This window comes from Promicromonospora noduliphila (assembly GCF_056951025.1).
This window is the reverse complement of record NZ_CM167806.1, coordinates 4,506,938-4,533,243: the sequence shown is the minus strand read 5'-3', so window position 1 is coordinate 4,533,243 and position 26,306 is coordinate 4,506,938. Positions and strand designations below refer to the sequence as shown.

The window sequence follows — 26,306 nt, the reverse complement described above, 5'->3', positions numbered from 1 at the left end:
CTGCCGACCTCGCAGAGCTAACTGCCGACCTCGCGGGATGAGCCGCCGACGCCGCCGGCTCAGGCCCCCGCCGGGACCATCCGGTCGGCGCCGCCCGTGAGCTGGGCCGCGTCGTCGGCGATGCCGCCGCCGAGGCTCGGCATCATCGTGGTGAGCTGCGGCTTCCACTCGGCGTACTGGGCGGGGAAGCAGCGCTCCAGCAGGCCCGTCATCGCCGCGACGGCGGTCGAGGCGCCCGGGGAGGCACCCAGCAGGCCGGCGATCGTCCCGTCCGACGACGCGACGACCTCGGTGCCGAACTCCAGCACGCCGCCCTTGCCCTTGACCCACTTGATCACCTGGACGCGCTGGCCGGCGACGATCTTCTCCCAGTCGCCGGGCTGCGCCGTCGGCATGAAGCGCTGCAGCTCGTGGAACTTGGTCTCCGGCGCGGCGGCGAGCTGGCCCACCAGGTAGCCGGTGAGGTCGAGGTTCTTCACGCCGGCGCCCAGCATCGAGAACACGTTGTGCAGGCGCAGGGAGGTGATCAGGCCCAGGTACTTGCCCTTCTTGAGGTACTTGGGGCTGAACCCGGCGTAGGGGCCGAACATGAGGTAGCTCTTGCCGTCCACGATGCGGGTGTCCAGGTGCGGCACGGACATCGGCGGCGCGCCGACGTCGGCCTTGCCGTACACCTTGGCGTGGTGCTGGGCGACGAGCTCGGGGTTGGCGGTGCGCAGGAACTCGCCGGAGATCGGGAAGCCGCCGTAGCCACGCGCCTCCTTGATGCCAGAGGCCTGCAGCAGCGGCAGCGCGCCACCGCCCGCGCCCACGAAGACGAACTTCGCCGTGACGGTGCGGCGGAGGGTCGCAGCGTTCCAGGACCGGTCCCGCAGGGTGAGGCGCCAGCGGCCGTCCCGCAGCTTCTTGAGGCCCTTGACCTCCTGGTTCACGTGCAGCTCCGCGTTGTTCGCGGTCGCGAAGCCGATCAGCTTCTTGGTGAGCGAGCCGAAGTCGACGTCCGTGCCCGCGGCGGCGCGGGTGGCGGCGATCGGCTCGTCGGCGTCACGGTCCAGGGTCATCAGCGGGGCCCACTGCCCGATGACGGCGGGGTCGGAGCTGAACTCCATGTCGCTGAACAGCGGGTGGCCGCTGAGCGCCTCGTAGCGCCGGCGCAGGAAGTCGACGTTGTCGGCGCCGCGCACGAACGTCATGTGCGGCGTGACGTTGATGAAGTCCGTGCCCTCCATCAGGCCGGCGGTGAGCAGGTGGTTCCAGAACTCGCGCGAGGTGTGGAACTGCTCGTTGATCTTCACCGCCTTGGAGATGTCCACGGAGCCGTCCGCGCGCTCCGGCGTGTAGTTCAGCTCGCAGAGCGCGGAGTGCCCGGTACCCGCGTTGTTCCACGGGTTGGACGACTCCAGCGCGACCTCGTCGAGTCGCTCGTAGATCCCGATGCGCCAGGTGGGTTCGAGGATCGTGAGCAGCGCGCCGAGGGTGGCGCTCATGATCCCTCCGCCGATCAGCGCGACGTCTACCTCATCGGAGGGACGGGGGGCGCTCTGGTGGTAAGAAGTCACGGCTAGAACGATAGCGGGCTTGTGAAAAGCGGAACGAGCGCTGTGGCACGAATCACGTGACCTGTTCCGTGACCTCCCTCACGCCCGCCGCCCGCCCCGCCCGCACACCGCGTTCACCTCGCCGGGGCGCACCGTGTCACCTCGCCGGCGCGGCGGACGGCCAGGGCCCGAGCTCGGGCAGGTCGCCCGCCAGCGGCGTCGCCGGCACGCGTCCGGCCAGCCAGGCGACGACGTCGCGCGGGTCGCCCTCGACGTCGTCCACGGACATGCCGTCGGGCAGCCGGACGGCGAGGAACTCCCGCAGGTGGGCGCACAGGGCGTCGTCCCACGTGTCGTAGCCCCACGCCTGGGACGTGCCGGCGAGGGCGTCGACCGAGTGGATCCGCACCTCGCGCCACAGGGCGAGGGCGCAGCCCGACAGTGGTCCGCCGCGGTAGCCGCTCGGGGCGGCCCAGAGCGGCGAGCCGAGCTCGGGCCAGGCGCCGGCCAGCTCTGCGCGCAGGTCGGTCAGGACGGCGAGGTGCTCGGCGACCGTCCGGCCCGAACCGGCCTCGATCTCGGCGTTGCGGGCGTCCTGGCTCGCGTAGACGGGCACCACCTCACCGCGCCCGGCCGCCCGCGCCTGCCGGAGCATCGCACCGCCGACGCCCGCGATGTGGGACAGCACGTGCCCGCGGGTCCAGCCCGCCAGGGGCGACGGTTCGGCGAGGTCGTCGTCGGTGAGCTGCCCGACGGCCGCCAGGAGCGCGTCCAGCCCGGCCGCCGAGTCGGCCAGCGCGTGGGGGATCGGGTCGGTGCTGGTGCTCGTGGTGGTGGTCACGGGGGAGTCCTTTCGTCGGGTGTGGCTGTCGGACGCACAGGTCACCCGGGTGATCGGTACGTCTGACACGTGAAAAGGGGCGGGCTCAGGGCCACAGCAGGCCGGTGGACCAGCCGGTGGCCTCGGCCCGGTACACCAGGCGGGCCTGCGGGCCGTCGTCCGGCTGCTGCCAGAACTCGACCTCGGTCGGAGCCAGGGCGTACGCGGTCCAGTCCGGGGCGGCCCGGCTCGGGTCCGCCGTGACGGCGCGCAGCGCCTCGGCGAAGGCGCGCTCGTACTCCACCCGCGAGGAGAGCGGTTCGCTCTGGTGGTTCACCAGGCCGGCGGCGCGGGAGAGGTCGGGGCGCGCGAGGAAGTCCGCCTGGCTCGCCTCCTGCCCCGCCGGCGCCGCGCTGCCCGTCACCTTGACCTGGCGGCCCAGCTCCGGCCACAGGAAGGTCATCGCGGCGTGCGGGTTGGCCGCCAGGTCGCGGCCCTTCGGGCTTGTGGACTGCGACGCGAACCACCACCCGTCCGCCGTCACGTCCTTGAGGAGCAGCGTGCGCGCGTGGACGTGGCCTGCGGCGTCGGCGGTGGAGAGGGTCGCCGCGTGCGGGAGCAGGGCGCCGGCGTCGATCGCCTCGTCGATCCAGGTGACGAACAGCTCGTGCGGGGTGGGCGGGACCGCCTCCGTGTCGAAGTCCGCGAGGCCGGGCCGGGGGAAGGTGGGCAGCGCGCGCAGGCGCTCGCGGAAGGTCACGCGTCCTCCTGGGCTGTCAGCAGGCCGACGAAGCCGCGCACCGCGGCGGCGAGCGCGTCCGGGTCCTGGGTGGCACGTGCCAGGACGTACCCGCCCTGGATGATCGCGACGGCGGCGTGCGCGCGGTCGCGGGCGGCGCCGTCGGGCAGACCGGTCTCGCGGAAGATCTCGGTGACGACGCCGAGCAGCCGCACGAAGTAGGCGGTGACGACGGTGCGCAGGCCGTCGTCGTCCATCACCGCCTGGTCGGAGGTGAGGCGCCCGATCTTGCAGCCGGCCAGGGCGTCGCGCGGCCGTTCGAGGTAGGCGACCAGGCGCTCGACCGCGGGGGAGTCGCTGCCGAGCGTGCGCATCGCCCGGGCGAGCGCGTCGTCCACGGTGGCGCCGACGGCGGCGACGGCGAGGTCGTGCTTGGTGGGGAAGTGGTGGTACAGGCTGCCCTGTCCGACGCCGGCCGCCCCCAGCACCGCGCGCGGGCTCGTGGCCCCGACGCCCTGTGCGGCGAAGAGTTCCTGCGCGGCGCCGACGAGGCGGTCGCGTGCGGTGGTCGTGCTCATGGGCCGCACCATACCTACCTCCAGGTATGGTCGGCAACCGAGACGTCTCCCGTTGCGCCGGGTACGGGCTGGTCAGAGCAGCGTGAGCACGCCGAGCACGCCCACCGCCAGGGCCAGCGCGAGCGAGACGGCGATCAGCACGGAGTGCACGGTGAGGAACCGGGTGGCCCGGCCGTCGGCGTCGCGCGAGCGGGGGTCGGCGACGATGCGCTGCCAGAACCGCGGCCAGATGAGCAGGTTCCACGCGGCGGTGACGATCAGGACGACGGACCAGGCAACCGGGATGTTCACGTGCCCCAGTATGAGCCCGCCGGCGAGGCGGCCTGCGTCAGAAGCGGCCTGCGTCAGAGGAGGCTTGTGTCAGAAGTAGTCGCGGACGTGCACCTGGCGGCCCGCGAACAGCGCGGTCAGGACGGCGTCGTGGCCGCGCGGCCCGGTCAGGTGGCCGGCGATCCGCAGGTTCGCCGCCGACTGCGCGCCCGCGTACAGCAGGGCGAGCCCGTTCGGGCTGAGCACCGGCCGCTCGTGGTGCGCGTCCTCGACGGCGACGGCGTCGCGCTCGAGGTGCGTGCCGCCGTCGGACACCGTGAGCGTCCAGGCGCCGGTGAGGTCGGCCGCGCCGCGGACGGCGAACGGGACCCGCGCGCCCTCCAGCGGCGACTCCAGGCCGCCCAGCGCCCCGGCCACGTCCAGGATCCGCAGCATGTAGGGGTGGGCCGAGTGCACCGTCGAGGTGAGGTCGGGCAGCACGAGCCACGCGGGGTCGAGGCCCGACGTCGAGACGCGCGCCGTGCCGACCACCGTCGAGAAGCTGCCGATCGTGCGCCACAGGGCGCGGGCGGCGTCGGGTGTCAGGGCGATGAGGTCGTCGATCTCCATGACCGTCGTGGCCGGTGTGAACCCCTCGCCGCGGTTCCAGCTCGCGAAGCCGACCACGTCGCCCGTGCCGCGCGCGGAGTCGTCGGTCGGGCCGTCGGCGGAGACGGCGAGGGTGACGCCCGAGTAGTCGGCGAAGAACTTCTCCGGCGGCGTCCAGAACGGCTTCTCCGCGCGCGAGATCGGCCCGTTCTGCGCCGCGGCCCACGCGCGGTGCACCGCGACCACGGCGTCGAAGTCGGCAGTGGTCGCCCTGCGGGTCGTCACGCCGGTGGGCGGTGCCACGCGGTTCAGGTTCTGCAGCGGGACGTCGACGTCGTCGAACGAGCCGATCACCTCGTACCCGAGCCCGCGGTAGATGCCTGGCGCGCTCGGGTAGAGGGTCGAGATGGTCTCGCCCCCCTCGCGGGCCTCGTCGAGGGCCGCGGCGAAGAGGCGCGCGAGATGGCCGGAGCCGCGTCGCTCCGGCTCCACGGCGACGCCGGCGACACCCGCCGTCGGCACCTGCGTGCCGTGGAACCACGACGTGAACCCGTAGACGCGCAGCCGGGCGGCGAGGCCGTCGCCGTCGAACGCGCCCCACTCGCGGAAGCCGGACGCCTCCCACTCCTCGCGGGTCGGGACGGTGGCGCCCGTGGCGGGCATGCCGAACGCCTCGCCGCCCAGGCGGGTGTAGTCCGGCTGGTCTGCGTACTCGACGGGGCGCACGGTGAGGCTCATGCAGGTGACCCTAGGCAACTCGGGGCCGGACCTGCGAGCCCAAATCCGGGCCGGTCTCAGTCGCCGAAGTAGGCCACCTCGTCCTCGGCGGGGTGCGGGCGCACCAGCGGCGTGCGCGTGACCTCGAGCGGCTCCGGCGTGAGCAGGCCCTGCAGCTCGGCGTCGGCCGTGCGGTTGCCGGGGGCCAGGCCGTCGTCCGCCACCAGGTCGCGCTGGAAGAGGACGGCGTCGCGCCACTCGCCGAGCTTCCAGCCGATCTTCTCGAACGAGCCCGCGCGGTGGAAGCCTGCCGCCTCGTGCAGCGCGATGGCGGGGTCGTTGGGCAGCACGATGCTGGCGACGACGCGGTGGTACCCGCGGCGCGCGAGCCGCGCCAGGAGCGCCTCGTACAGGGCGCGGCCGCCGCCGCGCCGCTGGTGGTCGGCGGCGACGTACACGTTGGTCTCGAGCGTCCAGCGGAACGTCGGACGGTCGGCGAACGGCTTGGCGTAGGCGAAGCCGACCACGGTTCCCTCGGTCTCCAGCACCAGCCAGGTCTCCCGGCCGAAGAACCGCTCGATGCGGCGCGTCATCTCGCGGGAGTCCGGTGGGCGGGTCTCGAAGGTGGCCGCCGAGTCGGCGACGAAGGGGGCGTAGATGGCGGCGCAGGCTGCGGCGTCGTCGGGTGTCGCGACGCGGACGATGCTGTCCATGCCCGGATCCTGCCGTGTGCCGCGCGGGCGGGACGATCGCAGGGCGGAATTGACGGGGGTGGGGCTAGCGGGTAGGTCGGGTTGCGTCTGGGTGGCGGCGGGCCGGGGGCCGGCCATGTGGTCGGCAGAATGTCAGGTGATCGGTATTCCGAGTTGCCGATCACCTGACATTCTGCCGATCACAAGGGCGGGTGCCGCGGGGCGGGTGCGCGCGGGCGGGGGGCGGGTTGCGTCTGGGCGGGGGTGGTCAGCCCGGGTCGGTGGTGGGTGGGGCGTCGCCGAGGCCGGGCGTGAGGTCCTTCTGCAGGCGCATGACGTCCCGCCACTGGCCGTGCTTCCACCCGATCTTGCGGAAGGTGCCGACCACCTCGAACCCCAGCGCGACGTGCAGGCCGAGGCTGGGGTCGTTCGGGAGGGCCAGCCCGGCCACGAGGCGGCGGACGCCGCGTTCGGCGAGCCGGTCGAAGAGCGCCTCGTACAGCGCCCGGCCCGTGCCGGTCCTGCGCCGGCCCGCCTCGAGGTAGACGCTGGTCTCCGCGGCCCAGCGGTACGCCTCGCGCGGCGAGTACGGCGCCCCGTACGCGAAGCCGACGACGTCCTGCCCGCCCGGCTCCTGCGCGACGAGCCACGCGTGGTGGGCCGAGCAGCTCGTGATGCGGTGGGCCATCTCCTCGGTGCTCGGCGGTTCCGACTCGAAGCTGATGTGCGTGTGCCGCACGTAGAAGCCGTAGATCTCCGCGCACGCAGCGGCATCGTCCGTGGTCGCGGGCCGGATCGTCCGTTCCATCGGCCGATCGTGCCTGATTTTCGGCCAGGGGTGAAGTTGTCGGCGCGTGCGGGGCGACTGTCAGTGGCTGGGCATAGCGTGAGGCCCGTGACAACGCTGCAGAGACGGGTCCTCCTCGTCGCCATCCTCGGGTCCTTCGTATCGTTCCTCGACAGCACGGTGGTCAGCGTCGCGCTGCCGGCCATCGCCGACGAACTCGGCGGTGAGGGCCCGGCGGGGCTGGCCCTGCAGCAGTGGGTGGTGGACGCCTACCTCGTGACCCTCGGCGCGCTGATGCTCGTCGCCGGCTCGGTGTCGGACGTCTACGGACGGCGTCGCGTGCTGGTCGCGGGGCTCGTCGGGTTCGGGGTCGCCTCGATCCTGTGCGCGCTGGCGCCGACCGGCCCGGTGCTCGTCATCGCCCGCGCCTTGCAGGGAGTCGCGGGCGCGCTGCTGGTGCCGAGCTCGCTGGCCCTGATCGTCGCGACGTTCAACGGTGAGGCGCAGGCGCGCGCGATCGGCCGCTGGACCTCGTGGACGACCGCCGCGATGGTGGTCGGCCCGTTCGTCGGCGGCATGCTGGTCGACTTCGTGTCGTGGCGCTGGGTGTTCTGGATCAACGTGCCGGTCATCGCGCTGACCCTCTGGCTGCTGCGCGGGGTCCCCGCAGCGGAGGGTGAGCCCGGGCGGCGGGTCGACGTCCCCGGTGCGACGCTGGCCGCGTTCGGCCTCGCTGGCGTGGTGTTCGGGCTGATCGAGGGGGAGCGGCTCGGGTGGACCTCACCGGGCGTGCTGATCCCCGTCGTCGTGGGTGCGGTGCTGCTCGCGGCGTTCCTGGTCTACCAGCGCAGGGCGGCGGACCCCATGCTGCCGCTGCGCCTGTTCGCGGCGCGCAACTTCGCCTGGGGCAACCTGGCCACCACGGCGATCTACGGGGCGCTGTCGCTGGGCGGCTTCGTGATCACGCTGTTCCTGCAGCAGGTCGCCGGGTACTCGGCTACCTGGTCCGGCGTGGCGCAGCTCCCGACGACGGTCGCGATGATCGCGCTGTCCGCCTGGTTCGGCACCCTCGCGGGCCGGTACGGGCCGCGGCTGTTCATGACGGTGGGACCCATCGTGGCGGCCGGCGGGTTCCTCCTCATGCTCGCGATGGACGAGACCGCCTTCTACCCCACGCAGGTGCTGCCCGGTCAGCTCGTGTTCGGGCTGGGCCTCTCGATCACGGTGGCCCCCCTGACGGCGGCCATCCTCGGCGCGGTCCCCACGCAGGACGCCGGCATCGGCTCGGCGGTGAACAACGCGGTCGCGCGTGTGGCCGGGCTGGTGACCGTCGCGTTCGCCGGCATCATCACCGGCGGGGTGCTCGACGTCGCCTCGTTCCACCGGGCGCTCCTGGTGACAGCGGCCCTGCTCGTGCTCGGCGGGCTGCTGTCGCTCGTCGGCATCCGGAACGTGCGCGGGGTGGATTCCGACGCGACCCTGGTCAAACCTAGTTAGGTGTGCCTAACCTCAGTTCATGGCATACAAAGGGCTCAGAGCCGTCGACCCGCACGTGGTCATGGCCGAGGTGATCAAGACCAAGCGCGTCACACCGAACATGATGCGCGTGACCCTCGGCGGTGACGAGCTCGCCCGGTTCACGCCGGCCGGCTACGACCAGTGGTTCCGCCTCTTCCTGCCCCGCCCCGGCCAGGACATGCTGCGGCTGCCCACGCGCACGTCGGCCCTCTGGTACGCCGAGTACCTGGCCACCCCGAAGGTCAAGCGACCCTGGGTGCGCAACTACACCGTGCGCGCCGCGCGGCCCGACCTGAACGAGCTCGACATCGACTTCGTGCTGCACGCGGGGGGCGACGACGCCGACGGCGCTGCCGGCCATGGCGCTTCTGATCATGGCGCTGCCGGCCGTGGCTCTGCTGACCATGGCTCCGGGCCGGGGGCCGGCTTCGCCCAGGGGGCCGACCGGGGCATGCGCGTCGGCCTGCTCGACCAGGGCGTCGCCTACAACCCCCGGCACGAGCACGACTGGACGCTCCTGATCGCCGACGAGTCGGGGCTGCCCGCCGTCGCGGGCATCTGCGAGTCGCTCCCCGGCGACGCCCGCGGCATCGCGGTCATTGAGGTGCCCACGGCAGAGGACAAGCAGGAGCTGCGCGCGCCGTCCGGCATCGAGCTGCGGTGGGTGGTGCGGTCCGACGCCGACCCGCACGCCGTCCCCGGCCAGGCCGCGCTCGCCGAGCTGCGCGGCCTGGACCTCGGGGGCCACGCGGGCGAGGTGTACGCCTTCGCGGTCGGCGAGTCGTCGCTGGCCACGGGCGCGCGCCGGCACCTGGTAGGCGAGCGCGCCGTCCCGAAGGCGCACGTGGACTTCGTAGGCTACTGGCGCCACGGCAAGGCATCCCCTGGCTGAGCGGGCCGGGGGTCGGCCGTGTGATCGGCAAAATGTCAGGTGATCGGTATTCCGAGTTGCCGATCACCTGACACTTTGCCGACCACGCGGGCGGGCGGAGCCGGGTGGGGCATCCACGGGTGGGCGTCCACGGGTGGGGGCCCACGGGTGCGCGCGGGCGGGTGCGCACGGCGGGTGCGCACGGGTGGGGGCCCGCGGGCGGGCGGGAGTTGGGGGTACAGGGGCGGGCGGAGGGGGCGGCGGGTGGCGGTTGCGTCCGGGAGATTTGTGGTCGGGGCGGGTGGGCCTGCGGTTACGGGTTTCCGCGGGAACGAGTTCGACCACAGGTGTGGATTTTCGGCGTTCGTGCACAGATGGTGCGTCGGCGGGCCCGCAGGCATCCCCGAATGCGCGACCGGGGCTGAATGAACGAATCGGGGATAGTCCTTGCCCGCGACAACGACAGAGAGGCGTTGCGCCGTGCGCTGCGCGACAACCGGGTGGAGAAGATCCGCTGGGGCGCCTACCGCAGTCGACGGGCAACGGCCGGCGACCGGTTCCAGGTCGCGGCAGCCCTTGCTCTCGCGCGCACGACGGCGGTGGCGGCCCAGCTCCGCAACGCGTGCGTGAGCCACGAGTCGGCAGCGCTCCTGCACGGGTTGCGGCTGTGGCAGCTACCGGGCAGCGTCCATGTGATCCAGGAGTACCGGGCGTCGTCGGCGTCGGCCCGCGATATCTCGCGGCACCGCCTGACGCTCGCCGACGAAGAGCGGACCGTGGTCGACGGCGTGGCGACGACGAGCCTGGTGCGGACGGTCGCCGACTGCTGCACTTCCCTGCATCCGCTGCTCGCGCTCGTCATCGCGGACCATGCGCTCGCGCTCGGGATGGATCGAGCGGCCGCCCTCACGTCGGTGGGGGCTCGGCGTGACCCGCGTGGCCGTCGTCGGGCGAGACTCGTGCTGGAGCTGGCGGACGGCGGCGCGGAGTCGGCGTGGGAGACGTGGCTGCGCTATCTCGTCCTGCGGGCCGGCCTGCCTCGTCCGGTCACGCAGCTCCGGGTGCGCACGCCCCACGGCGAGTTCCGGGCCGACCTGGGCTGGGAGGCGTTCAGGCTGCTGGCCGAGTTCGACGGTCGGGTCAAATACGTGCGCGGTGCGCTCGGTCCCGGGCACGACGCCGACAGTGCGCTGTTCGACGAGAAGCGCCGCGAGGACTATCTCCGGGAAGAGCGCTGGGGAGTCGTGCGCGTAACGTCATCGGACACCCCCACCCAGGCCCTAGCACGGCTCCTCAACCACATCCCGGACACAGCCCGGGCAGCTCTCCGCCCCCTCCGCGACCTCCCACCCCCTCCGACCGGGTAAGAACCCGTGTGGTCGGCAAAATGTCAGGTGATCGGTAACTCGGAATGCCGATCACCTGACATTCTGCCGACCACACGAAATCTGGTTGGCCCGTGGGCGCCCGTGTGTCAGGGTCCCGGAGTGGCTTCCTTTGTCTCGCATGTGACCGTGGACTGTGGCGACGCCTATTCGCTCTCCGAGTGGTGGAAACCCGTGCTCGGGTACGAGGACGTGCCCGGCGACCCCAATCTGCCGGGGCACGACGAGTGCATGATCAGTGATCCGGCGGGCACGGGCGTGAACATCCTGTTCGTCGAGGTGCCGGAGGGCAAGACGGTCAAGAACCGGCTGCATCTGGACCTGCGCCCGCGCGCCGACCTGCGGGACACCGAGATCGAGCGGGTGACCGCGCACGGCGCCACGGTCGTCGCCGACCGCCGCGGGATCTACGGGCCCGGCTCCGGCTGGGTGGTGCTCGCCGATCCCGAGGGCAACGAGTTCTGCATCCTGCGCTCGACCGCCGAGGTCGAGGCGGCCGGGCAGTCCGCGCCCGCCAATCCGGCCGAGCGGGCCGACGCGTGAGCGGCTGGGACGTCCGGCCCGAGCAGCCCGAGGACTTTGCGGCGATCCGGGCGGTGCTGATCGCGGCCTTCGGCGACGAGGAAGTCGCCGACGGGGTCGAGCGGATCCGCGAGTCGTGGATCTACCGGCCCGCGACGTCGCTGGTCGCGGTGGCCGACGGCGAGGTGGTCGGCTGCGTCATGATCACCGGCTGCACCGTCACCCACAGCACCGGCGAACGCACGGCGGCGATGCTCACCCCGCTGGCCGTCAGCCCCGACCGGCAGCGGCGCGGCATCGGAGCCGCCCTGGTCCGTGCGGCGCTCGCGGGTGCCGAGGCGGCGGGCGAGCCCTACGTGGTGCTGGAGGGCAGCCCGGCGTACTACGGCGCGCTCGGCTTCGTCTCGGCCCGCGACCACGGGATCGAGATGCACCTGCCGGACTGGGCCCCGCCCGAGGCGGCCCAGGTCTACCTGCTCCCGACCTACGACCCGAACACCCCCACCCTGCGCGGCAAGATCACCTACCCACCGGTCTACGGCTGACCCGGGCGGAGCTCGCCAGGGTGGGCGGCGCCCGCGTAGTCGGCAGAATGTCAGGTGATCGGTACCCCGGAATGCCGATCACCTGACAGTTTGCCGACCACACGGGCCGCAGCGCCCCTTACACCCGGACGACCACCTTGCCGCGGGTGTGGCCCGTCTCGTTGGCTCGGTGTGCCTCCGCGGCGTCGGTCAGGTCGAAGACCTGGGCGAGCTCGACCGAGAGCTCGCCCGCGTCGAACAGGGCGGTGAGCGCGTCGAGGTCGGCCGTCGACGGGCGCACCCAGACGTACTGCCCGCCGTGCTCGCTGCGGGCGGTGGGGTCGGCGATCGAGGTGACCGTGCCGCCGTCGGCCAGGAGGCTGGTGGTGGAGGCGACGGCGCCGCCGCCCGCGAAGTCGAGGATCACGTCGACGCCGCCGGGCGCGAGCGTGCGGACGCGGTCCGTCAGGCCGTCGCCGTAGGTGACGGGCTCGGTGCCGAGGCCGCGCAGGAACTCGTGGTTCGCCTCGCTCGCGGTGCCGATGACGCGTGCGCCGCGGGCCCTGGCGATCTGCACGGCGAACGCGCCGACGCCGCCGGCCGCCGCGTGCACCAGCACGGTCTGACCCTCCTTGACGCCAGAACGCTGGATCGCCTGGTAGGCGGTGAGGCCCGCGAGCGGCACGGCCGCCGCCTCCTCGAAGCTCAGCGACGCCGGCTTGCGAGCCAGGGTGCGCACCGGCGCGGCGACGAGCTCGGCGAAGGTGCCGCCCTGCACGGTGTCCTTGCGCACGTAGCCGTAGACCTCGTCGCCCACCTGGAACTCGGGGGTGTCCAGGCCGACCTGCTCGACCACGCCCGCGACGTCCCAGCCCGGGATCGCGGGGAACTGCACGTCGATGACGCCCTCTAGCCGGCCCTCGCGGATCTTCCAGTCCACCGGGTTGACCGACGCCGCTCTGACCCGCACCACGAGGGTGTCGGGGCCGATGTGCGGGTCGGGCTGCTCGGTGAGCTCCAGGACGTCCGCGCTGCCGAAACGGGTGTAGGTGATCGCTCGCATACCGGCGACAACCGGCCCCGCGGACGCCGGTATTCCGGCGTGGCGCGGGCCCCGCCCAAACGGCCCGGCGCGAGCCCGCCCCGCCCGAGCCCGCCCCGGCGCGGTCCCGCCCGAGCCTGGCCCGGCGCCAGCCGCCCCGCTCGAACCCGCCCCGGCGTGGCGTGGCGCGGCCCGCCCGAGCCCGGCTCCGGCCGGCCCCAGCCCGGCCCGACCAGCTCAAACCCCGCCCGGCAGCTCCACCTCGACCTCCGCCGGCTCCTTGTCCGGCCGCCACCCCCGCCACACCGAGTGCCGCATCCGGCGCTCGCCCGACGCGCCGTCGGTGCCCTCTGCCCAGTCGGCGTACGTGACCTCCGCCACGAGCTTCGGGCTGACCCAGTGGGCGTCGGACGCGTCCTCCGCCGGCACGCCCACCACGCCCGGCGTCTTGCGTTCCATGCCCCGTAGCCGCGTGGTGATCTCGCGGCGCTCGCGCTCGGTGAAGCCCGTGCCGACGCGCCCGACGTAGCGCAGGTCGTCGCCGTCCGGCACCGCCATGAGCAGCGAGCCCATCACCGAGGCGTCCGCCCGGCCCGGGCGCCAGCCCGCGACGACGATCTCCTGCATCGCCTTGTGCTTGACCTTGAGCCACTCGCGCGACCGCCGTCCCGCGTAGGTGGAGGTGCGGCGCTTGGCGACGACGCCCTCCAGCCGCAGGGAGCGCGAGGTGCGCAGGGCGGCGTCGAGGTCGCCGTCGAACGCGGGCGGGAGGTGGACCGGGGCGTGCGGCGTGACGAGGGACTCCAGGAGCTCGCGCCGCTCGGTGTAGGGGCGGCCGGTGACGTCGTGGCCGTCGGCCACCAGGATGTCGAAGAGCATGAGGTCCACCTGGACGCGGGCCCGCGCGCGGGCGACGTCGCGCTCCTTGCGCAGGTTGGCGCGGAGCTGGAGGCGGCGGAAGTCGGGGCGGCCGTCGCGGTCGAGCGCGACGATCTCGCCGTCGAGCACCAGGGGGAACCGGTCGGCGTCGACCTGGCCCGCGAGCACGCCGAGCTCGGGGAACGTGACCGTGAGGTCCTGGCCGGAGCGGCTGATCAGGTGCATCGTCTCGGGGTCCTGGAGGTGGGCGAGGGTGCGGAACCCGTCCCACTTCATCTCGAACACCCAGTCGTCCGGTTCGGTCAGGTCGCCGGGTTCGGCGGCGGTCGCCAGCATGGGCCGTCGGCTGTCCGACGTCGGACCGGCGGCGTCGGCCGGCTCGTCCGTGCCGCGCCTGGTGCGGGTCTTCGGGCGGGCCGGCGGGGTGCCCTTGGGTGCCATGAGGTGGATCAGCCAGTTGTTCTCGGCGTCGCCGTGGCGGCCGCCGGTGCGGATCAGCGCCAGCCGCCGGGACCCGCGCCGGTCGGAGCGGAGGGTGACGATCACCTCGTCGTCGCGCCACTTCTCCAGGTCGTAGGTGCCGGAGTCCCAGATGGTGACCTCGCCCGCGCCGTACTCGCCCGCCGGGATGCTGCCCTCGAAGGAGCCGTACTCCAGGGGGTGGTCCTCGGTCTGGACGGCCAGGTGGTTCTTGTCCGGGTCGGTGGGCTCGCCGCGCGGGAGCGCCCAGCTCACGAGCACGCCGTCGTGCTCGAGGCGGAAGTCCCAGTGCAGGCGGCGGGCGTGGTGCTCCTGGATGACGAACGTGGCCTGCCCCGCCTCCCGGGCCGCTTCGGCCTGCGCGTCGGGGCCGAAGGGTTCGGGGGTCTTGGCCGGGTCGCGCTTGGCCCGGTAGGTCTCCAGCTTCTGGAAGGTGGCCATCCGCTCCGGCGTCGGCTCGAGGGCCGAGCGGTGCCCTTCCAGCAGCGGGGCGAGGAGGTCGCCGTCGGCCTCGACGCGTGCGAGCACCTCGTCGGGCGTGAGGTGGGCCAGCTTCGGGTCGTCCAGCTCAGCCCAGGTGCGGGGCGCCGCCACCCACGGCCGGTCGAGGCCGCGCAGGGAGTAGGGCGCGATGGTGGTCTTGCTCCCGTTGTTCTGCGACCAGTCGACCAGGACCTTGCCGGGCCGCAGGGTCTTGCTCATGTCGCTGACGACGAGGTCGGGGTGCTCGGACTCGAGGTAGCGGGCGAGCTCGTGCGCGACGGCGGACACGGCGTCCGAGTCGAGCCGGGTGTCGGCCGCCTTGCCGAGGGCCGCGTACAGGTGGATGCCCTTGGACCCGGACGTGACCGGGTACGGCTCCAGGCCCATACCCTGCAGGATCTCGCGGGCCCAGCGGGCGACCTGTGCGCACTCGGGCAGGCCGGCGCCCGGGCCGGGGTCGAGGTCGAGCACGAGGCGGTCCGGGTCGAGGCGTGCGCCCGTGCGGCCGAACTGCCACTGCGGGGTGTGCAGCTCGAGGGTCGCCGTCTGGCCCAGCCAGGTCAGCGTCGCCAGGTCGTTGACCAGCACGTAGTCGTTGGACGACTTCTTGTGCTGGATCGACCGCCGCTTGACCCAGTCGGGGGTGGAGGCGTCGAGGTTCTTCTGGAAGAACATCTGGCCACCGGTGCCGTCGGGCCAGCGTTTGCGCGTGGCCGGGCGGTTGGCGGCGTGCGGCAGCAGCACGGGCGCGACCTGCGCCAGGTAGTGCAGCACCTCGCCCTTGGTGGTGCCCGACGCCGGGTACAGCACCTTGTCGAGGTTGCTCAGGCGCAGGCGGTGCCCGTCCACGGTCACCATGTGCTGTGTGGTCGCCATCCCACCATCGTGCCGCCCGTCGTGGTCACCCGCCCGGTGTTTGTCTGCGTCGTCCTGAGTGCGGTGTCGAACTCGCGGCGGATACTCCGCTAGGCTCCGGCGCGTGATTTCGGACGACGCGTCGACTGACGTCTTCACAACACACCCGACGGCCGCCGAACGCGCCCCGGTCGGCCGTCCCGCACGGCTCACGGTCTACGGCGCCGAGTGGTGCCGCGACTGCCGGCGCAGCAAGGCGGTGCTCGACGTGCGGCGCGTGGACTACGACTACGTGGATCTCGTCGCCCACCCCGCCCGCGCCGACGAGGCCGAGGCGCTGACCGGGCGAAAGACCATCCCGGTCCTCGTCTTTCCCGACGGCGAGCACCTCGTGGAGCCCACCAACGCGGAGCTCGCGGCGAAGCTGGACCGCTCCGGCCTCTGACGCCCGCCCGGGCCCTGCCGCGACGTCGGCGGAGACCGAAACCTGGGCATGTAGTGCGCTTGGGGCGCACTATAGAAGCATGAGGGCGATCTGGAAGGGTGCCGTGACCTTCGGTCTCGTCAACGTCCCGGTCAAGCTGTACAGCGCGACCGAGGACCACGACGTGCCGCTCCACCAGGTGCACGACGCCGACGGCGGACGCATCCGGTACAAGCGCGTGTGCGAGATCGACGGCGAGGTGGTGCCGTACGAGCACATCGACCGCGCCTACGACGACGGCGAGCGCACGGTGGTGCTCACCAAGAAGGACCTCGCCGACCTGCCCGCCGAGCGGGACCGGGAGATCTCGGTGGTCGAGTTCGTGCCCAGCGAGCAGATCGACCCCATCATGTTCGACCGGACCTACTACCTGGAGCCCGACTCCAAGTCCACGAAGGCGTACGTGCTGCTGCGCCGCACACTGGAGGAGACCGACCGCACCGCCATCGTGAAGTTCGCGCTGCGGCAGCGCACCCGGCTGGCGGCGCTGCGGGTGCGCGAGGAGGTGCTCGTGCTCCAGACGCTCCTGTGGGCCGACGAGATCCGCGAGGCCGCGTTCCCGTCCCTCGACGAGCCCGCGAAGGTCACCGACAAGGAGCTCACGATGTCGGCCCAGCTCGTCAGCAGCTTCGAGGCCGACTTCACGCCAGAGGACTACGAGGACGAGTACCAGGTGCAGCTCCGCAAGCTCGTCGACGCCAAGCTGGAGGCGGGCGAGAGCGTCGACACGGCGGCGACGTTCGGCGAGGCGGCAGAGGGTGAGGGCGAGGGCGCCGAGGTGGTCGACCTCATGGAGGCCCTCAAACGCAGCGTCGCGGACGCGAAGAAGTCCCGCCGCAAGACGGGCTAGGCGCCCCTTTGCATTGAGATCGGCACTTGGCATCGAGATCGGCACAGGCCTGGACCGATCTCAATGCCGAGTGCCGACTTCGCGCGGCTGACTGCAGACCATGGTGAGTTCACTCGCGGAGGTGTAGCGACAGGCCGCGCTCGCCGGCGTGCATCACGTGGGCGTGCGCCCAAGCGAGTGGACCCGGAGTGATCCGGGACGCCGCGCGGAACCAGGCCGGCACGGGGGCTACCCGCCAGACGAGTCGTACCTCGGTGACGGCCGGTTCGTCCGCGTCGTCCGCGCCCGGTCGGCCTGCGCTCCGAACGGTCAGGCCGGGCGAGACCGTCACCTCCGCCCGCCCCGCCAGGTCCCCGGAGACGTCCAGCCGGGCCCGCCCGGGCACGCCGTCCGACGGCGCCGTCGTCGCCGCGAGGTCCAGCCGGAACCGCAGCGCGTACCCCAGCGGGCTGCGGACCCGCAGCCGGGCCCACGCCCCGGGCGCCGCCAGCCCGTCCGGTCCCACGACGGGATGGGTCGCCGACGCCGTCAGCCCCGGCCACCAGTCGGGCCAGGTGAACCGGGGGTCGGCGAGCACCGACCAGACCCGCGTCACTGGGGCGGCCGGACGCCAGACGGACTCCAGGACGAACACGGACCCATCGTGCCGTGTGCCGGGCGGACGGCGTCGGAGCACGTGCGCGGCGGGTGCATGAAAAGGTAGACACGATGAGCAGTTCCCACCCGCCCCGCTGGCTGCGCTGGACCCTCGCAGGCGTGGTAGCGGGCCTCCTGTGCCTGATGTTCGGGATCACGACGGCGCGGGCCGACCTCAGCCTCGGCCCGCACGAGGCGACCTACGCGGTCACGGCCGGCGACGAGCTGGTCGCCGACCTCGGCCCGCTCGGCACCGTCGTCGCGGACTCGCCCCTGCCGCTCACGCTCGGCGTGCGGATCACCGTGCACGAGATCCCCGCCGACCTGTCCGCCGTCGACGTGGCCAGCCTCGACGCGCTGGAGGGCGACCTCGACGGGTACCTGCAGTTCTTCGACACCCCTGAGCAGACGGTGCGCACCGTGGCGTGGGCCCTGGTCTGGGACGCCGCGCGCGGGACGGTGGTGGCGGCGCTGCTGCTGGTCGGGGCGAGCTACGGCGTGCGCGCCCTGCTGGGCCCTACCCGACGGCGGGAGCTCGCCCGGGCCCTCGCCGCGCGCACGTGGCAGCTCACGGGCGGCCTGCTCGTCGTCGTACTGGTGGGCGCCACCGTCACCGCGAGCGCCGGGCCCGAGGAGCGGGCCGACCTGCCCGCCTCGCCCGTGTTCGAGGGCACCGCGCTGGAGGGCGCGCGGATCACGGGCCGGCTGGCCGGCGTGATCGACACCTACAGCGGCCAGCTCGTGGAGACCTACCAGGCGAACGAGGTGTTCTACGCGGGGGCGCGCGAGAAGCTGCTGGCGGCCTGGGACGCACGGGCCGCCGAGCAGGAGGCGGCGGAGAGCGCGCAGGGCGCCGCGGCGCCGGACAGCCCGGAGGCCACCGACTACGTGACGTTCCTGCTGGTCTCCGACCTGCACTGCAACACGGGCATGACGCCCCTCATCCGCGACCTCGCCGACCGGCTGGCGCCGGACGTCATGCTCAACGCGGGGGACACCACCATCAACGGGACGAGCGTCGAGTCGGTCTGCGTGGACTCCTTCGCGTCGGCGGTGCCCGACGGCGTCCCGTTCGTCGTGGCCGACGGCAACCACGACTCGCGCCTGACGACGGACACGGAGCTCGCCAACCGGCAGATCGTGCTCGACGGCGAGGTGGTCGAGGTCGAAGGGGTGCGGATCCTGGGGGACCGGGACCCGCTGGAGACGCGGATCGGCGGCGGGACGGTGATCGCGCGCGAGGAGACGCCCGAGGAGGCCGGCGAGCGGCTGCGGGACGTGGCGTGCGAGGCGGCGGGGGAGCCCGGGCTGGGCGGGTTCACCGCGGAGGACCGGGTGGACCTGCTGATGGTGCACCAGCCGGCCGTCGGCGACGCGGCGCTGGAGTCGGGCTGCGTGCCGTTCCAGGTCTCCGGCCACATGCACACGCGGATCGGGCCGGACGTCGTGGGGTACGGCGTGCGGTACGTGAACGCGAGCACGGCCGGCGCGACGAAGGGCAACCCGTCGGTCGGGCCCCTGCGTGACTCGTCGGAGATGACGGTGCTGCGGTTCGACCCGGTGCGGCGCCAGTTCGTGGACTGGCAGCTCGTCGAGGTCACGCCGGACGGCGAGGCGTTCGTGAGCGAGCGGCGGATGATCCCGCCGGCAGTGCCGCTGCCGGACGAGGTGCCTGAGGGCGTGGTCAGCGACCAGGACGGTGCGCAGGGGCAGGGCTCGGGGACCGGGCGAGGGCCGTCGTCGGCGCCGTAGGGCAACTAGGCTCGGGGTGTGGAGATCCCGACCGACCCGAACGAGCTGACGCCCGTCGCCCAGGACTACCTGAAGGCGGTGTGGTCGGCCCAGGAGTGGTCGGACGAGAAGGTGACCACCAAGCACCTGGCCGACCGGCTCGGGGTGGGCGCGTCCACGGTGTCGGAGACGGTGCGCCGGCTGTCCGGGCAAGGTCTGCTGGAGCACGAGCGGTACGGCGCGATCCGGCTGACCGACGACGGCCGTCGCCTCGCGCTCGTGATGGTGCGCCGCCACCGGCTGCTGGAGACCTTCCTGGTGGACCAGCTCGGCTACGGCTGGGACGAGGTGCACGACGAGGCCGAGGTGCTGGAGCACGCGGTGTCGGACGTCTTCGTGGAGCGCATGGCCGCGCGCCTGGGCAACCCGACCCGCGACCCGCACGGCGACCCCATCCCGGCTGCCGACGGCACGGTGGAGCGTCCCTCCGCGGTGCCGCTGTCGTCGATGCACGCGGGTGACGCCGGCACGGTGGTCCGCATCTCCGACGCCGACCCGGAGGCGCTGCGCTACCTCGCGGAGCTCGGCCTGGACCTGGACATGCGGGTGGAGGTCACCACGCGGCGCGAGTTCGCGGGCACGGTGGCGATCTCCTGGATCTGCCCGCCCCCTGGGCAGGCCCGGGACGGCGTGCCCGACGCAGGGGCCGCGGCCGCTGACGCTGGGGCCTCGGCCGCCGAGGCCGAGCGGGTGGCCGATCTCGGGCTGCTGGCGGCGTCCCGCGTGTGGGTGGCGCAGGAGTAGTCTGCTCCCCGTTCCTTGTGCTCGTCGCCGGTGTCGCCGACGGTAACCCCGAATCGGTTCGACTGGAGACGCCATGGCGACCACCTCCCCGCAGGATGCCCAGGACACGGTGGCGGGCGGCGGCTCGATGCGCCGTGCCGCGCCCGCGCTCGTCGCGCTGGCGGTCGGCGGCTTCACCATCGGCACCACCGAGTTCGCCGCGATGGGCCTGCTGCCCGACGTCGGCGCCGATCTCGGGGCGACCGACCCGCAGGTGGGGCACATGATCACGGCGTACGCGCTCGGCGTCGTCGTCGGGGCGCCGCTGCTGACCGTGGTGGCGGCCCGGATGTCGCGCAAGCACCTGCTGCTGGCGCTGATGGGGTTCTACACGGTCGCGAACGTGCTGTCCGCCGCCGCGCCCGACGTCGGGTGGCTCGTGGTCGGCCGGTTCCTCGCGGGGCTGCCGCACGGCGCGTTCTTCGGCGTCGGCGCGGCGGTGGGTGCCGCTGTGGCCGGGCCGGCCCAGCGCGGGCGGGCCGTCGCGACGATGATGACCGGCCTGACCATCGCGAACGTCGTCGGCGTACCGCTGTCCACGTGGGTGGGGCAGACGTTCGGCTGGCGCACGTCCTACGTGCTCATCGGCCTGCTGGGCGCCGTGACGCTCCTCGGGCTGTGGCGCCTCGTGCCCGCCGGGGCGGGCGGCGCGGGCCGCTCGGTGCGGACCGAGCTGGCGACCCTGCGGAACGGGCCGCTCTGGTTCGCGTTCGTGGCGGGGGCCATCGGTTTCGGCGGCATGTTCGCGGTCTACACCTACGTGGCGCCCACCATGACCGGCGTGACCGGCCTGCCCGGCGGCGCCGTGCCGTGGGTGCTGGCCCTGTTCGGCGTCGGCATGACGGTGGGCACGCAGCTCGGCGGCCGCCTCGCCGACCGCGGCGTGCTGCGCGCGGTGCTGATCGGCTTCGTGGCGACGACGGCGTCGCTGGTGCTGTTCGCGCTCACCGGCGCGTCGGTGGTGCCAGCGCTGGTCTCGCTGTTCCTGCTGGGCGTCACGTCGCAGATCCTTGGCCTCGCGTTCCAGACCCGGCTCATGGACCTCGCGCCGGGCGCGCCCTCGCTGGGCGCGGCGCTGTGCCACGCGGGGCTCAACGTGGCCAACGGTGCAGGGGCGTTCCTCGGCGGCGTGGTCATCGACGCCGGCTGGGGCTACCTGGCGCCCGCCTGGGCCGGGGCGGTGGTCACCGTGCTCGGGCTCGGCATGATCCTGGCGTTCGGGCGACAGCGGGTGGCCCACCAGCCGGCGGAGACCGCTCTGCGACCCGGGTCTCAGCAAGGTCCCAGGCAACGCCGGTAGCGTAGGGCGGGTGACTGAGACCGGGGCGACCACGACGTCGTCGGACATCAACGACCAGCACGACGTCGCGGCGGCCGGGCCGGCGCCGCTCGGCGCGCGGACCATGGGGCTGCTCCTGGTCGTGCTCGGCGGTATCGGGTTCATCGCCTCGTTCGCCCTGGCCTGGGAGAAGTACCTGGCGTTCATCGACCCGGAGCGGACGGCGTCGTGCACGCTCAACGTGTTCGTCACGTGCAGCGCCGCCATGGACTCGTGGCAGGGCGCGCTGCTCGGGTTCCCCAACCCGTACATCGGTGTCGCGGCGTTCCCCGTGGTGGTGACCACGGGCGTCATGCTGCTGCTCGGCACCCGGCTGCCGCGCTGGTACTGGGTGTCGCTGCTGGTCGGGACGGTGCTGGGCCAGGCGCTGGTGTTCTTCCTGATGTGGACCAGCTTCTACTCGATCGTCGCGCTGTGCCCCTACTGCATGGTCGTGTGGACCATCATGTGGCCGCTGCTGTGGTACCAGCTCGTACGGGCCGCGCAGTCGGGCGACCTGCCGGTGGCCGCGGGGCTGCGGGACGCGGTGGTGGCCAACCGGCACCTCATCCTGGTCATCGGGTACGTCGCGGCCGTGGCGTGGCTGATGCTCGCGGTGGGCGGGGACCTGGTGGCGTCGTTCTGACGCCCGGCCGCGCCTAGCGGCGCAGCGCCTCGCGCAGCACGCGGCCCTCGCTGCCCGACGGCGGCGCGTAGCCCAGCAGGGCCGAGATGGTCGGCGCGATGTCGATGTGCCGCGGGTGGTCCGGCTGCACCCCCGGCCGCACGCCAGCGCCGGCCAGGACCAGCGGGACGCGCAGCTCGGTGGTCGCGCCGTGCCGTCCGGCCGGGTCGGCGGGCGTGGGCCCGAACGACCAGCCCGGCTCGGGCTCCACGATGAGGTCGCCGTGGTTCGGGCTCATGTGCAGGCGCCGCTGGTCGGCCTCGTCGAAGACGTTCCGCACCTGGGGCAGCGCCTCCAGCGCCCGCGCCAGGCGCCGGACGGCGTCCGGGTCGCCCGCCCGCTCGCCGATGATGCGTACGTCGGCGACCCCGCCCACGACGATCGCGACGTCGGTGCCGGGGGCCGGGGACTGGCCGCTGGTCAGGACCTGCGGGGTGAAGCCGGCCGCCTCGATGGCGGCGAGGCCCTCGGCGCCGAAGCCCTTGTCGAACGTCGTCATGCCGTGGTCGCCCGTGATGACGAACGCGGTGCTGCCGTAGACGCCCGCGTCCTTCGTCGCCTGGACGATGCGGCCGAGCTGCTCGTCGATCATGGTCAGCGCCTCGGGGATACGCGGGTCGGCGTCGCCGCCGTCGTGCCCGATCGCGTCGAGCGTGTCGCAGTAGACCGTGATCAGCTCGGGGATGCCGTTGGCGGTGACGAGCCGGCCGCCCGAGCTGACGGGCTCGCCGCGCAGCACGGCGACGGCGTCGTCGGTGCGGCGGGCGCAGTCGCCGCCGGGCTGGGTGTAGAGGCCGTCGGGGTCACCGTAGGTGACGCCGTAGTTCTGCAGGATGAACCACTGCGCGGAGAACACGGTGCCGCCCTGCTCCCGCACGGACTGCGCGATGGTGGGCACGGCGAGGTCGCGCTGCTGGCCGCGGGCGGTGTTGGTCGCGGTGTCGAACCAGTAAGCGGTGTTGCGATGGGTCTCTGGCCAGGCGCCGGTCGCCACCGACGACCACGACGGGTTGGTGATCGAGGTCATCACGCCGGTCGAGGTGGTGACGCTGCCGCGGCGCAGGAGCTGGCGGAGGTTCGGCATGGGCGCGGCTGAGGAGTGAGCTTGCGAGCCCCGCAAAGCCGCGGAATCGGGCACAGCGTCGCCGGAGCGGACCAGGTCGAGGTACTCGACGTCGAACCCGTCGAGCGCGAGGAAGACGACGTGGTCGGCGCGGCCGTGGTGCGCCGTCGGCCTGGCTGCGGCGGGCCCTGCGCTCGCCGGCTCGGCGTCGGTCGCCCCGGGCAGCGGCACGGCGGCGGCGGTCGCCGCCGTCCACACGACGACGGCGGCGATGCTGGCGGCGAGGAGCTTGCGCAACAAGGGCATCATGCGGGCCATTCGAGCACCCGGGCAGAGAACTGCGGGGAAGGCGTGGGCGAATCTCGGATGAACCCTGGTGCCTGTGGACAACCGAGGGCCGAGGGCAGGCGCTGTCGCTAGACTCGGCCGGGTGACCATGCCCGACGCACCCGAGCGCACCACGTCTCCGGACGAGCCCCGTTTCCGCTACACCCCTGCCCTCGCTCAGCAGATCGAGCTGCGCTGGCAGGACCTCTGGGAGGAGCGCGGCACCTTCCACGCGGCGAACCCGCAGGGGCGACTTACGGGGCCGGGCGGGAGCCCGGCGGAGGGCAACCCCTACTTCATCATGGACATGTTCCCGTACCCCTCGGGTGCGGGCCTGCACATCGGCCACCCCCTCGGCTACATCGCAACCGACGTGACCGGACGCTTCCGCCGGATGCGCGGCGACAACGTGCTGCACGCGCTGGGATACGACGCGTTCGGGCTGCCCGCTGAGCAGTACGCCGTCCAGACCGGCCAGCACCCGCGCACCACCACCGAGGCCAACATCGTCAACATGCGGCGCCAGCTCCGCCGCCTCGGGCTCGGCCACGACCCGCGCCGGACCTTCGCGACGATCGACCCCGGGTACGTCCGCTGGACGCAGTGGATCTTCCTGCAGATCTTCGAGTCCTGGTACGACGCCGACGCCGAGCGCCCCGGCCCGTCGGCGGGCGAGCGGAGCAGCCGCGGCAGGGCCCGCCCCATCTCCGAGCTGCGCGCCGAGCTGGCCGCGGGCACCCGCCCGGTTCCCGGGCACGACGGCGACAACACCGGCGGCGCGGTCTGGTCCGCGCTGAGCGAGCTCGAGCAGCGCGACGTCATCGACGGCCAGCGCCTCGCCTACGTGGACTCCTCCCCGGTGAACTGGTGCCCGGGCCTCGGCACCGTGCTCGCGAACGAGGAGGTGACCGCGGACGGCCGGTCCGAGCGCGGCAACTTCCCGGTGTTCCAGCGCAGCCTGCGGCAGTGGAAGATGCGGATCACGGCCTACGCCGACCGCCTCACGGACGACCTGGAGCTCATCGACTGGCCGGACAAGGTCAAGTCGATGCAGCGCAACTGGATCGGCCGGTCCACGGGCGCCAACGTCCGGTTCGACGTCGTCGGGACGGCGGAGGGCGACCCGGCCGGAGCCGCCGGCACCCTCGAGGTCTTCACCACCCGCCCTGACACGCTGTTCGGCGCCACGTTCATGGTGGTGGCCCCCGAGCACCCACTGCTCGACGGGGTCCCGGCCGCGTGGCCCGACGGCACCCGGTCGGCGTGGACCGGCGGGTACGACACCCCGGTCGAGGCCGTCGCGGCCTACCGCCGCGAGGCGTCGGCCAAGACCGCCGTCGAGCGGCAGGCGGACGCCGGCAAGAAGACCGGCGTGTTCACCGGGCACCTGGCCGTTAACCCCACCACGGGCGTGCAGATCCCGGTGTTCACGGCGGACTACGTGCTCATGGGCTACGGGACGGGCGCCATCATGGCGGTGCCGGGCGGCGACGAGCGCGATTATGCGTTCGCCGAGGCCTACGACCTGCCCGTCATCCACACGGTCGAGCCGGAGGGCGGCCTGCCGGAGGACCACACCGGGGCGTACGCGGGTGACGGCGTGGCGGTGCGCTCCGCCAACGACGAGATCTCGCTCGACGGCCTGGGCGTCGCCGAGGCGAAGGCGAAGATCATCGCCTGGCTGGAGAGCAAGAACATCGGCGAGGGCACCACCACCTACCGCATCAACGACTGGCTGTTCAGCCGCCAGCGCTACTGGGGCGAGCCGTTCCCGGTGGTCTGGGACGAGGACGACCGTCCGGTGGCGATCCCGGACGCGATGCTCCCGGTGGACCTGCCTGACGTGCCCGACTACGCGCCGCGCACCTTCGACCCCCAGGACGCGAACTCCGAGCCGGAGGCGCCGCTCGGCCGCAACGACGACTGGGTGCACGTCACGCTGGACCTGGGCGACGGACCCAGGCAGTACCGCCGCGACACCAACACGATGCCCAACTGGGCCGGGTCGTGCTGGTACTACCTGCGCTACCTCGACCCGGCCGAGACCTCGGCGGCGGCGCTGCCCGAGCTGGAGCAGTACTGGCTGGGCCCACGGCACAACCCGACGTCCGGCCCCGCGGGCGGCGTCGACCTCTACGTGGGCGGCGTGGAGCACGCGGTGCTGCACCTGCTGTACGCGCGGTTCTGGCACAAGGTCCTGTTCGACCTGGGCCACGTCACGAGCATCGAGCCGTTCGGCAAGCTGTTCAACCAGGGCTACATCCAGGCCTACGCCTACACCGACTCGCGCGGCCAGTACGTGCCCGCCGAGGAGGTGGAGGGCGACGAGCAGACCGGGTTCACCTGGCAGGGCCAGCCCGTCAACCGCGAGTACGGGAAGATGGGCAAGTCGCTGAAGAACGTGGTGACGCCCGACGAGATGTACGAGCAGTACGGGGCCGACACGTTCCGCGTCTACGAGATGTCCATGGGCCCGCTCGACCTGTCCCGCCCGTGGGAGACCCGCGCCGTCGTCGGGTCGCAGCGGTTCCTGCAGCGGCTGTGGCGCAACGTCGTCTCGGAGGAGACCGGCGAGGTCACGGTGACGGACGACGAGCCGGACACCGCCACCCTGCGCGCCGTGCACCGCACCATCGCCGACGTGCGCGTCGAGATGGAGAACATGCGGCCGAACACCGCGATCGCCAAGCTCATCACGCTGAACAACCACCTGACGGGGCTGCCGGCCGTGCCGCGCTCGGCCGTGGAGCCGCTGGTGCTGATGACGGCGCCGATCGCGCCGCACATCGCGGAGGAGCTGTGGTCCCGGCTCGGGCACGAGGACTCGCTGGCGCACGAGCCCTTCCCGGAGGCCGACGACCGGTACCTCGTCCAGGACACCGTGACCTGCGTGGTCCAGGTGCAGGGCAAGGTGCGCGCACGGCTCGAGGTCGCCCCGGACATCTCGGCGGACGACCTGGAGGCGGCGGCGCTGAGCGAGCCGAACGTGGTCAAGTTCCTGGACGGCCGTGGCGTGCGGAAGGTGATCGTGCGGGCGCCCAAGCTCGTGAACATCGTCCCGGCGTAGGCGGTCCGTGCGGC

Annotated in this window: 24 protein-coding genes; 12 read left to right on the top strand and 12 right to left on the bottom strand. The window is 73.0% G+C overall.

All coding sequences use genetic code 11. The features are described 5' to 3' along the window. Window positions 1–59: 59 nt before the first annotated feature. From mqo to AC0QU1_RS19850, 8 genes are all read right to left on the bottom strand, one after another. Complete coding sequence (gene mqo / locus AC0QU1_RS19885) at window positions 60–1,487, bottom strand: malate dehydrogenase (quinone) (RefSeq protein ID WP_483571789.1); 1,428 nt, start codon at window positions 1,485–1,487, stop codon at window positions 60–62. A 208-nt stretch (window positions 1,488–1,695) separates the two neighbouring features. Continuing rightward, a complete protein-coding gene (locus AC0QU1_RS19880) occupies window positions 1,696–2,379 on the bottom strand; it encodes a maleylpyruvate isomerase N-terminal domain-containing protein (protein ID WP_483571787.1) in 684 nt (227 codons plus the stop codon). 85 nt (window positions 2,380–2,464) lie between these two features. Further along, window positions 2,465–3,118: a pyridoxine/pyridoxamine 5'-phosphate oxidase gene (locus AC0QU1_RS19875; RefSeq protein WP_483571786.1), complete on the bottom strand. Its 654-nt coding sequence runs from the start codon at window positions 3,116–3,118 to the stop codon at window positions 2,465–2,467. Continuing rightward, complete coding sequence (locus AC0QU1_RS19870) at window positions 3,115–3,675, bottom strand: TetR/AcrR family transcriptional regulator (protein ID WP_483571785.1); 561 nt, start codon at window positions 3,673–3,675, stop codon at window positions 3,115–3,117. The genes AC0QU1_RS19875 and AC0QU1_RS19870 overlap by 4 nt, the downstream gene beginning before the upstream one ends. Window positions 3,676–3,747: 72 nt before the next feature. Continuing rightward, a complete protein-coding gene (locus AC0QU1_RS19865; protein WP_483571784.1) occupies window positions 3,748–3,966 on the bottom strand; it encodes an SCO4848 family membrane protein in 219 nt (72 codons plus the stop codon). A gap of 69 nt (window positions 3,967–4,035) precedes the next feature. Next, a complete protein-coding gene (locus tag AC0QU1_RS19860; protein ID WP_483571783.1) occupies window positions 4,036–5,271 on the bottom strand; it encodes a GNAT family N-acetyltransferase in 1,236 nt (411 codons plus the stop codon). Window positions 5,272–5,327: 56 nt separating this feature from the next. Next, window positions 5,328–5,963, bottom strand: coding sequence for a GNAT family N-acetyltransferase (locus AC0QU1_RS19855; protein ID WP_483571781.1), 636 nt, complete (start codon window positions 5,961–5,963; stop codon window positions 5,328–5,330). A gap of 247 nt (window positions 5,964–6,210) precedes the next feature. Then, complete coding sequence (locus AC0QU1_RS19850; protein WP_483571780.1) at window positions 6,211–6,750, bottom strand: GNAT family N-acetyltransferase; 540 nt, start codon at window positions 6,748–6,750, stop codon at window positions 6,211–6,213. A gap of 87 nt (window positions 6,751–6,837) precedes the next feature. Here AC0QU1_RS19850 and AC0QU1_RS19845 point away from each other — a divergent pair, with 87 nt between their 5' ends. The 5 genes from AC0QU1_RS19845 (at window position 6,838) to AC0QU1_RS19825 (ending at window position 11,570) form a co-directional block, all read left to right on the top strand. Then, window positions 6,838–8,226 (top strand): DHA2 family efflux MFS transporter permease subunit, encoded by a 1,389-nt coding sequence (locus AC0QU1_RS19845; RefSeq protein WP_483571778.1) that lies wholly within the window; start codon window positions 6,838–6,840, stop codon window positions 8,224–8,226. Window positions 8,227–8,245: 19 nt separating this feature from the next. Next, window positions 8,246–9,139, top strand: coding sequence for a siderophore-interacting protein (locus tag AC0QU1_RS19840; RefSeq protein WP_483571777.1), 894 nt, complete (start codon window positions 8,246–8,248; stop codon window positions 9,137–9,139). A gap of 404 nt (window positions 9,140–9,543) precedes the next feature. Beyond that, window positions 9,544–10,485, top strand: a complete 942-nt coding sequence (locus AC0QU1_RS19835) for a hypothetical protein (protein ID WP_483571775.1) — start codon at window positions 9,544–9,546, stop codon at window positions 10,483–10,485. Between the two features lie 120 nt (window positions 10,486–10,605). Continuing rightward, window positions 10,606–11,046 (top strand): VOC family protein, encoded by a 441-nt coding sequence (locus AC0QU1_RS19830; protein ID WP_483571773.1) that lies wholly within the window; start codon window positions 10,606–10,608, stop codon window positions 11,044–11,046. After that, window positions 11,043–11,570, top strand: a complete 528-nt coding sequence (locus tag AC0QU1_RS19825) for a GNAT family N-acetyltransferase (RefSeq protein ID WP_483571772.1) — start codon at window positions 11,043–11,045, stop codon at window positions 11,568–11,570. The genes AC0QU1_RS19830 and AC0QU1_RS19825 overlap by 4 nt, the downstream gene beginning before the upstream one ends. 118 nt (window positions 11,571–11,688) lie before the next feature. On the opposite strand, the gene AC0QU1_RS19820 is transcribed toward AC0QU1_RS19825, so the two are convergent. Both AC0QU1_RS19820 and AC0QU1_RS19815 read right to left on the bottom strand, forming a co-directional pair. Beyond that, window positions 11,689–12,612 (bottom strand): NADP-dependent oxidoreductase, encoded by a 924-nt coding sequence (locus AC0QU1_RS19820; RefSeq protein ID WP_483571770.1) that lies wholly within the window; start codon window positions 12,610–12,612, stop codon window positions 11,689–11,691. A gap of 216 nt (window positions 12,613–12,828) precedes the next feature. Further along, window positions 12,829–15,309, bottom strand: a complete 2,481-nt coding sequence (locus tag AC0QU1_RS19815; protein WP_483571769.1) for an ATP-dependent DNA ligase — start codon at window positions 15,307–15,309, stop codon at window positions 12,829–12,831. A gap of 106 nt (window positions 15,310–15,415) precedes the next feature. Here AC0QU1_RS19815 and AC0QU1_RS19810 point away from each other — a divergent pair, with 106 nt between their 5' ends. Together AC0QU1_RS19810 and ku are read left to right on the top strand one after the other, a co-directional pair. Beyond that, a complete protein-coding gene (locus AC0QU1_RS19810) occupies window positions 15,416–15,733 on the top strand; it encodes a glutaredoxin family protein (protein ID WP_483576749.1) in 318 nt (105 codons plus the stop codon). 79 nt (window positions 15,734–15,812) lie between these two features. After that, window positions 15,813–16,622: a non-homologous end joining protein Ku gene (ku, locus tag AC0QU1_RS19805; protein WP_483571768.1), complete on the top strand. Its 810-nt coding sequence runs from the start codon at window positions 15,813–15,815 to the stop codon at window positions 16,620–16,622. Window positions 16,623–16,731: 109 nt separating this feature from the next. On the opposite strand, the gene AC0QU1_RS19800 is transcribed toward ku, so the two are convergent. After that, a complete protein-coding gene (locus tag AC0QU1_RS19800) occupies window positions 16,732–17,256 on the bottom strand; it encodes an SRPBCC family protein (RefSeq protein WP_483571767.1) in 525 nt (174 codons plus the stop codon). Window positions 17,257–17,330: 74 nt separating this feature from the next. Between AC0QU1_RS19800 and AC0QU1_RS19795 the strand changes: the two genes are divergently transcribed. The 4 genes from AC0QU1_RS19795 to AC0QU1_RS19780 all read left to right on the top strand — a co-directional run bounded on the left by AC0QU1_RS19795 (window position 17,331) and on the right by AC0QU1_RS19780 (window position 21,796). Beyond that, window positions 17,331–19,010 carry a metallophosphoesterase family protein gene (locus tag AC0QU1_RS19795; protein WP_483571766.1) on the top strand — a complete coding sequence of 560 codons (1,680 nt, stop codon included), beginning with the start codon at window positions 17,331–17,333 and terminating at the stop codon, window positions 19,008–19,010. A gap of 18 nt (window positions 19,011–19,028) precedes the next feature. Further along, a complete protein-coding gene (locus AC0QU1_RS19790) occupies window positions 19,029–19,793 on the top strand; it encodes a metal-dependent transcriptional regulator (RefSeq protein WP_483571764.1) in 765 nt (254 codons plus the stop codon). A 73-nt stretch (window positions 19,794–19,866) separates the two neighbouring features. Continuing rightward, window positions 19,867–21,132 (top strand): MFS transporter, encoded by a 1,266-nt coding sequence (locus AC0QU1_RS19785; RefSeq protein ID WP_483571762.1) that lies wholly within the window; start codon window positions 19,867–19,869, stop codon window positions 21,130–21,132. A 10-nt stretch (window positions 21,133–21,142) separates the two neighbouring features. Beyond that, the gene (locus tag AC0QU1_RS19780) at window positions 21,143–21,796 is read left to right on the top strand and encodes a vitamin K epoxide reductase family protein (protein WP_483571761.1); all 654 of its coding nucleotides are present in this window, start codon (window positions 21,143–21,145) and stop codon (window positions 21,794–21,796) included. A 13-nt stretch (window positions 21,797–21,809) separates the two neighbouring features. Here the strand turns inward: AC0QU1_RS19780 and AC0QU1_RS19775 are convergent, their stop codons facing one another. After that, a complete protein-coding gene (locus tag AC0QU1_RS19775) occupies window positions 21,810–23,207 on the bottom strand; it encodes an alkaline phosphatase family protein (protein ID WP_483571759.1) in 1,398 nt (465 codons plus the stop codon). Between the two features lie 127 nt (window positions 23,208–23,334). Between AC0QU1_RS19775 and leuS the strand changes: the two genes are divergently transcribed. Continuing rightward, window positions 23,335–26,292, top strand: a complete 2,958-nt coding sequence (leuS, locus tag AC0QU1_RS19770; protein ID WP_483576748.1) for a leucine--tRNA ligase — start codon at window positions 23,335–23,337, stop codon at window positions 26,290–26,292. Window positions 26,293–26,306 lie beyond the last annotated feature (14 nt).

Bases quoted from the DNA above. Each gene is read 5' to 3' on its own strand.
- mqo (WP_483571789.1), bottom strand. From the start codon at position 1,487: ATGAGCGCCACCCTCGGCGCGCTGCTCACGATCCTCGAACCCACCTGG.
- AC0QU1_RS19870 (WP_483571785.1), bottom strand. From the start codon at position 3,675: ATGAGCACGACCACCGCACGCGACCGCCTCGTCGGCGCCGCGCAGGAA.
- AC0QU1_RS19860 (WP_483571783.1), bottom strand. From the start codon at position 5,271: ATGAGCCTCACCGTGCGCCCCGTCGAGTACGCAGACCAGCCGGACTAC.
- AC0QU1_RS19855 (WP_483571781.1), bottom strand. From the start codon at position 5,963: ATGGACAGCATCGTCCGCGTCGCGACACCCGACGACGCCGCAGCCTGC.
- AC0QU1_RS19850 (WP_483571780.1), bottom strand. From the start codon at position 6,750: ATGGAACGGACGATCCGGCCCGCGACCACGGACGATGCCGCTGCGTGC.
- AC0QU1_RS19840 (WP_483571777.1), top strand. From the start codon at position 8,246: ATGGCATACAAAGGGCTCAGAGCCGTCGACCCGCACGTGGTCATGGCC.
- AC0QU1_RS19835 (WP_483571775.1), top strand. From the start codon at position 9,544: ATGAACGAATCGGGGATAGTCCTTGCCCGCGACAACGACAGAGAGGCG.
- AC0QU1_RS19820 (WP_483571770.1), bottom strand. From the start codon at position 12,612: ATGCGAGCGATCACCTACACCCGTTTCGGCAGCGCGGACGTCCTGGAG.
- AC0QU1_RS19815 (WP_483571769.1), bottom strand. From the start codon at position 15,309: ATGGCGACCACACAGCACATGGTGACCGTGGACGGGCACCGCCTGCGC.
- ku (WP_483571768.1), top strand. From the start codon at position 15,813: ATGAGGGCGATCTGGAAGGGTGCCGTGACCTTCGGTCTCGTCAACGTC.
- AC0QU1_RS19795 (WP_483571766.1), top strand. From the start codon at position 17,331: ATGAGCAGTTCCCACCCGCCCCGCTGGCTGCGCTGGACCCTCGCAGGC.
- AC0QU1_RS19785 (WP_483571762.1), top strand. From the start codon at position 19,867: ATGGCGACCACCTCCCCGCAGGATGCCCAGGACACGGTGGCGGGCGGC.
- AC0QU1_RS19775 (WP_483571759.1), bottom strand. From the start codon at position 23,207: ATGATGCCCTTGTTGCGCAAGCTCCTCGCCGCCAGCATCGCCGCCGTC.
- leuS (WP_483576748.1), top strand. From the start codon at position 23,335: ATGCCCGACGCACCCGAGCGCACCACGTCTCCGGACGAGCCCCGTTTC.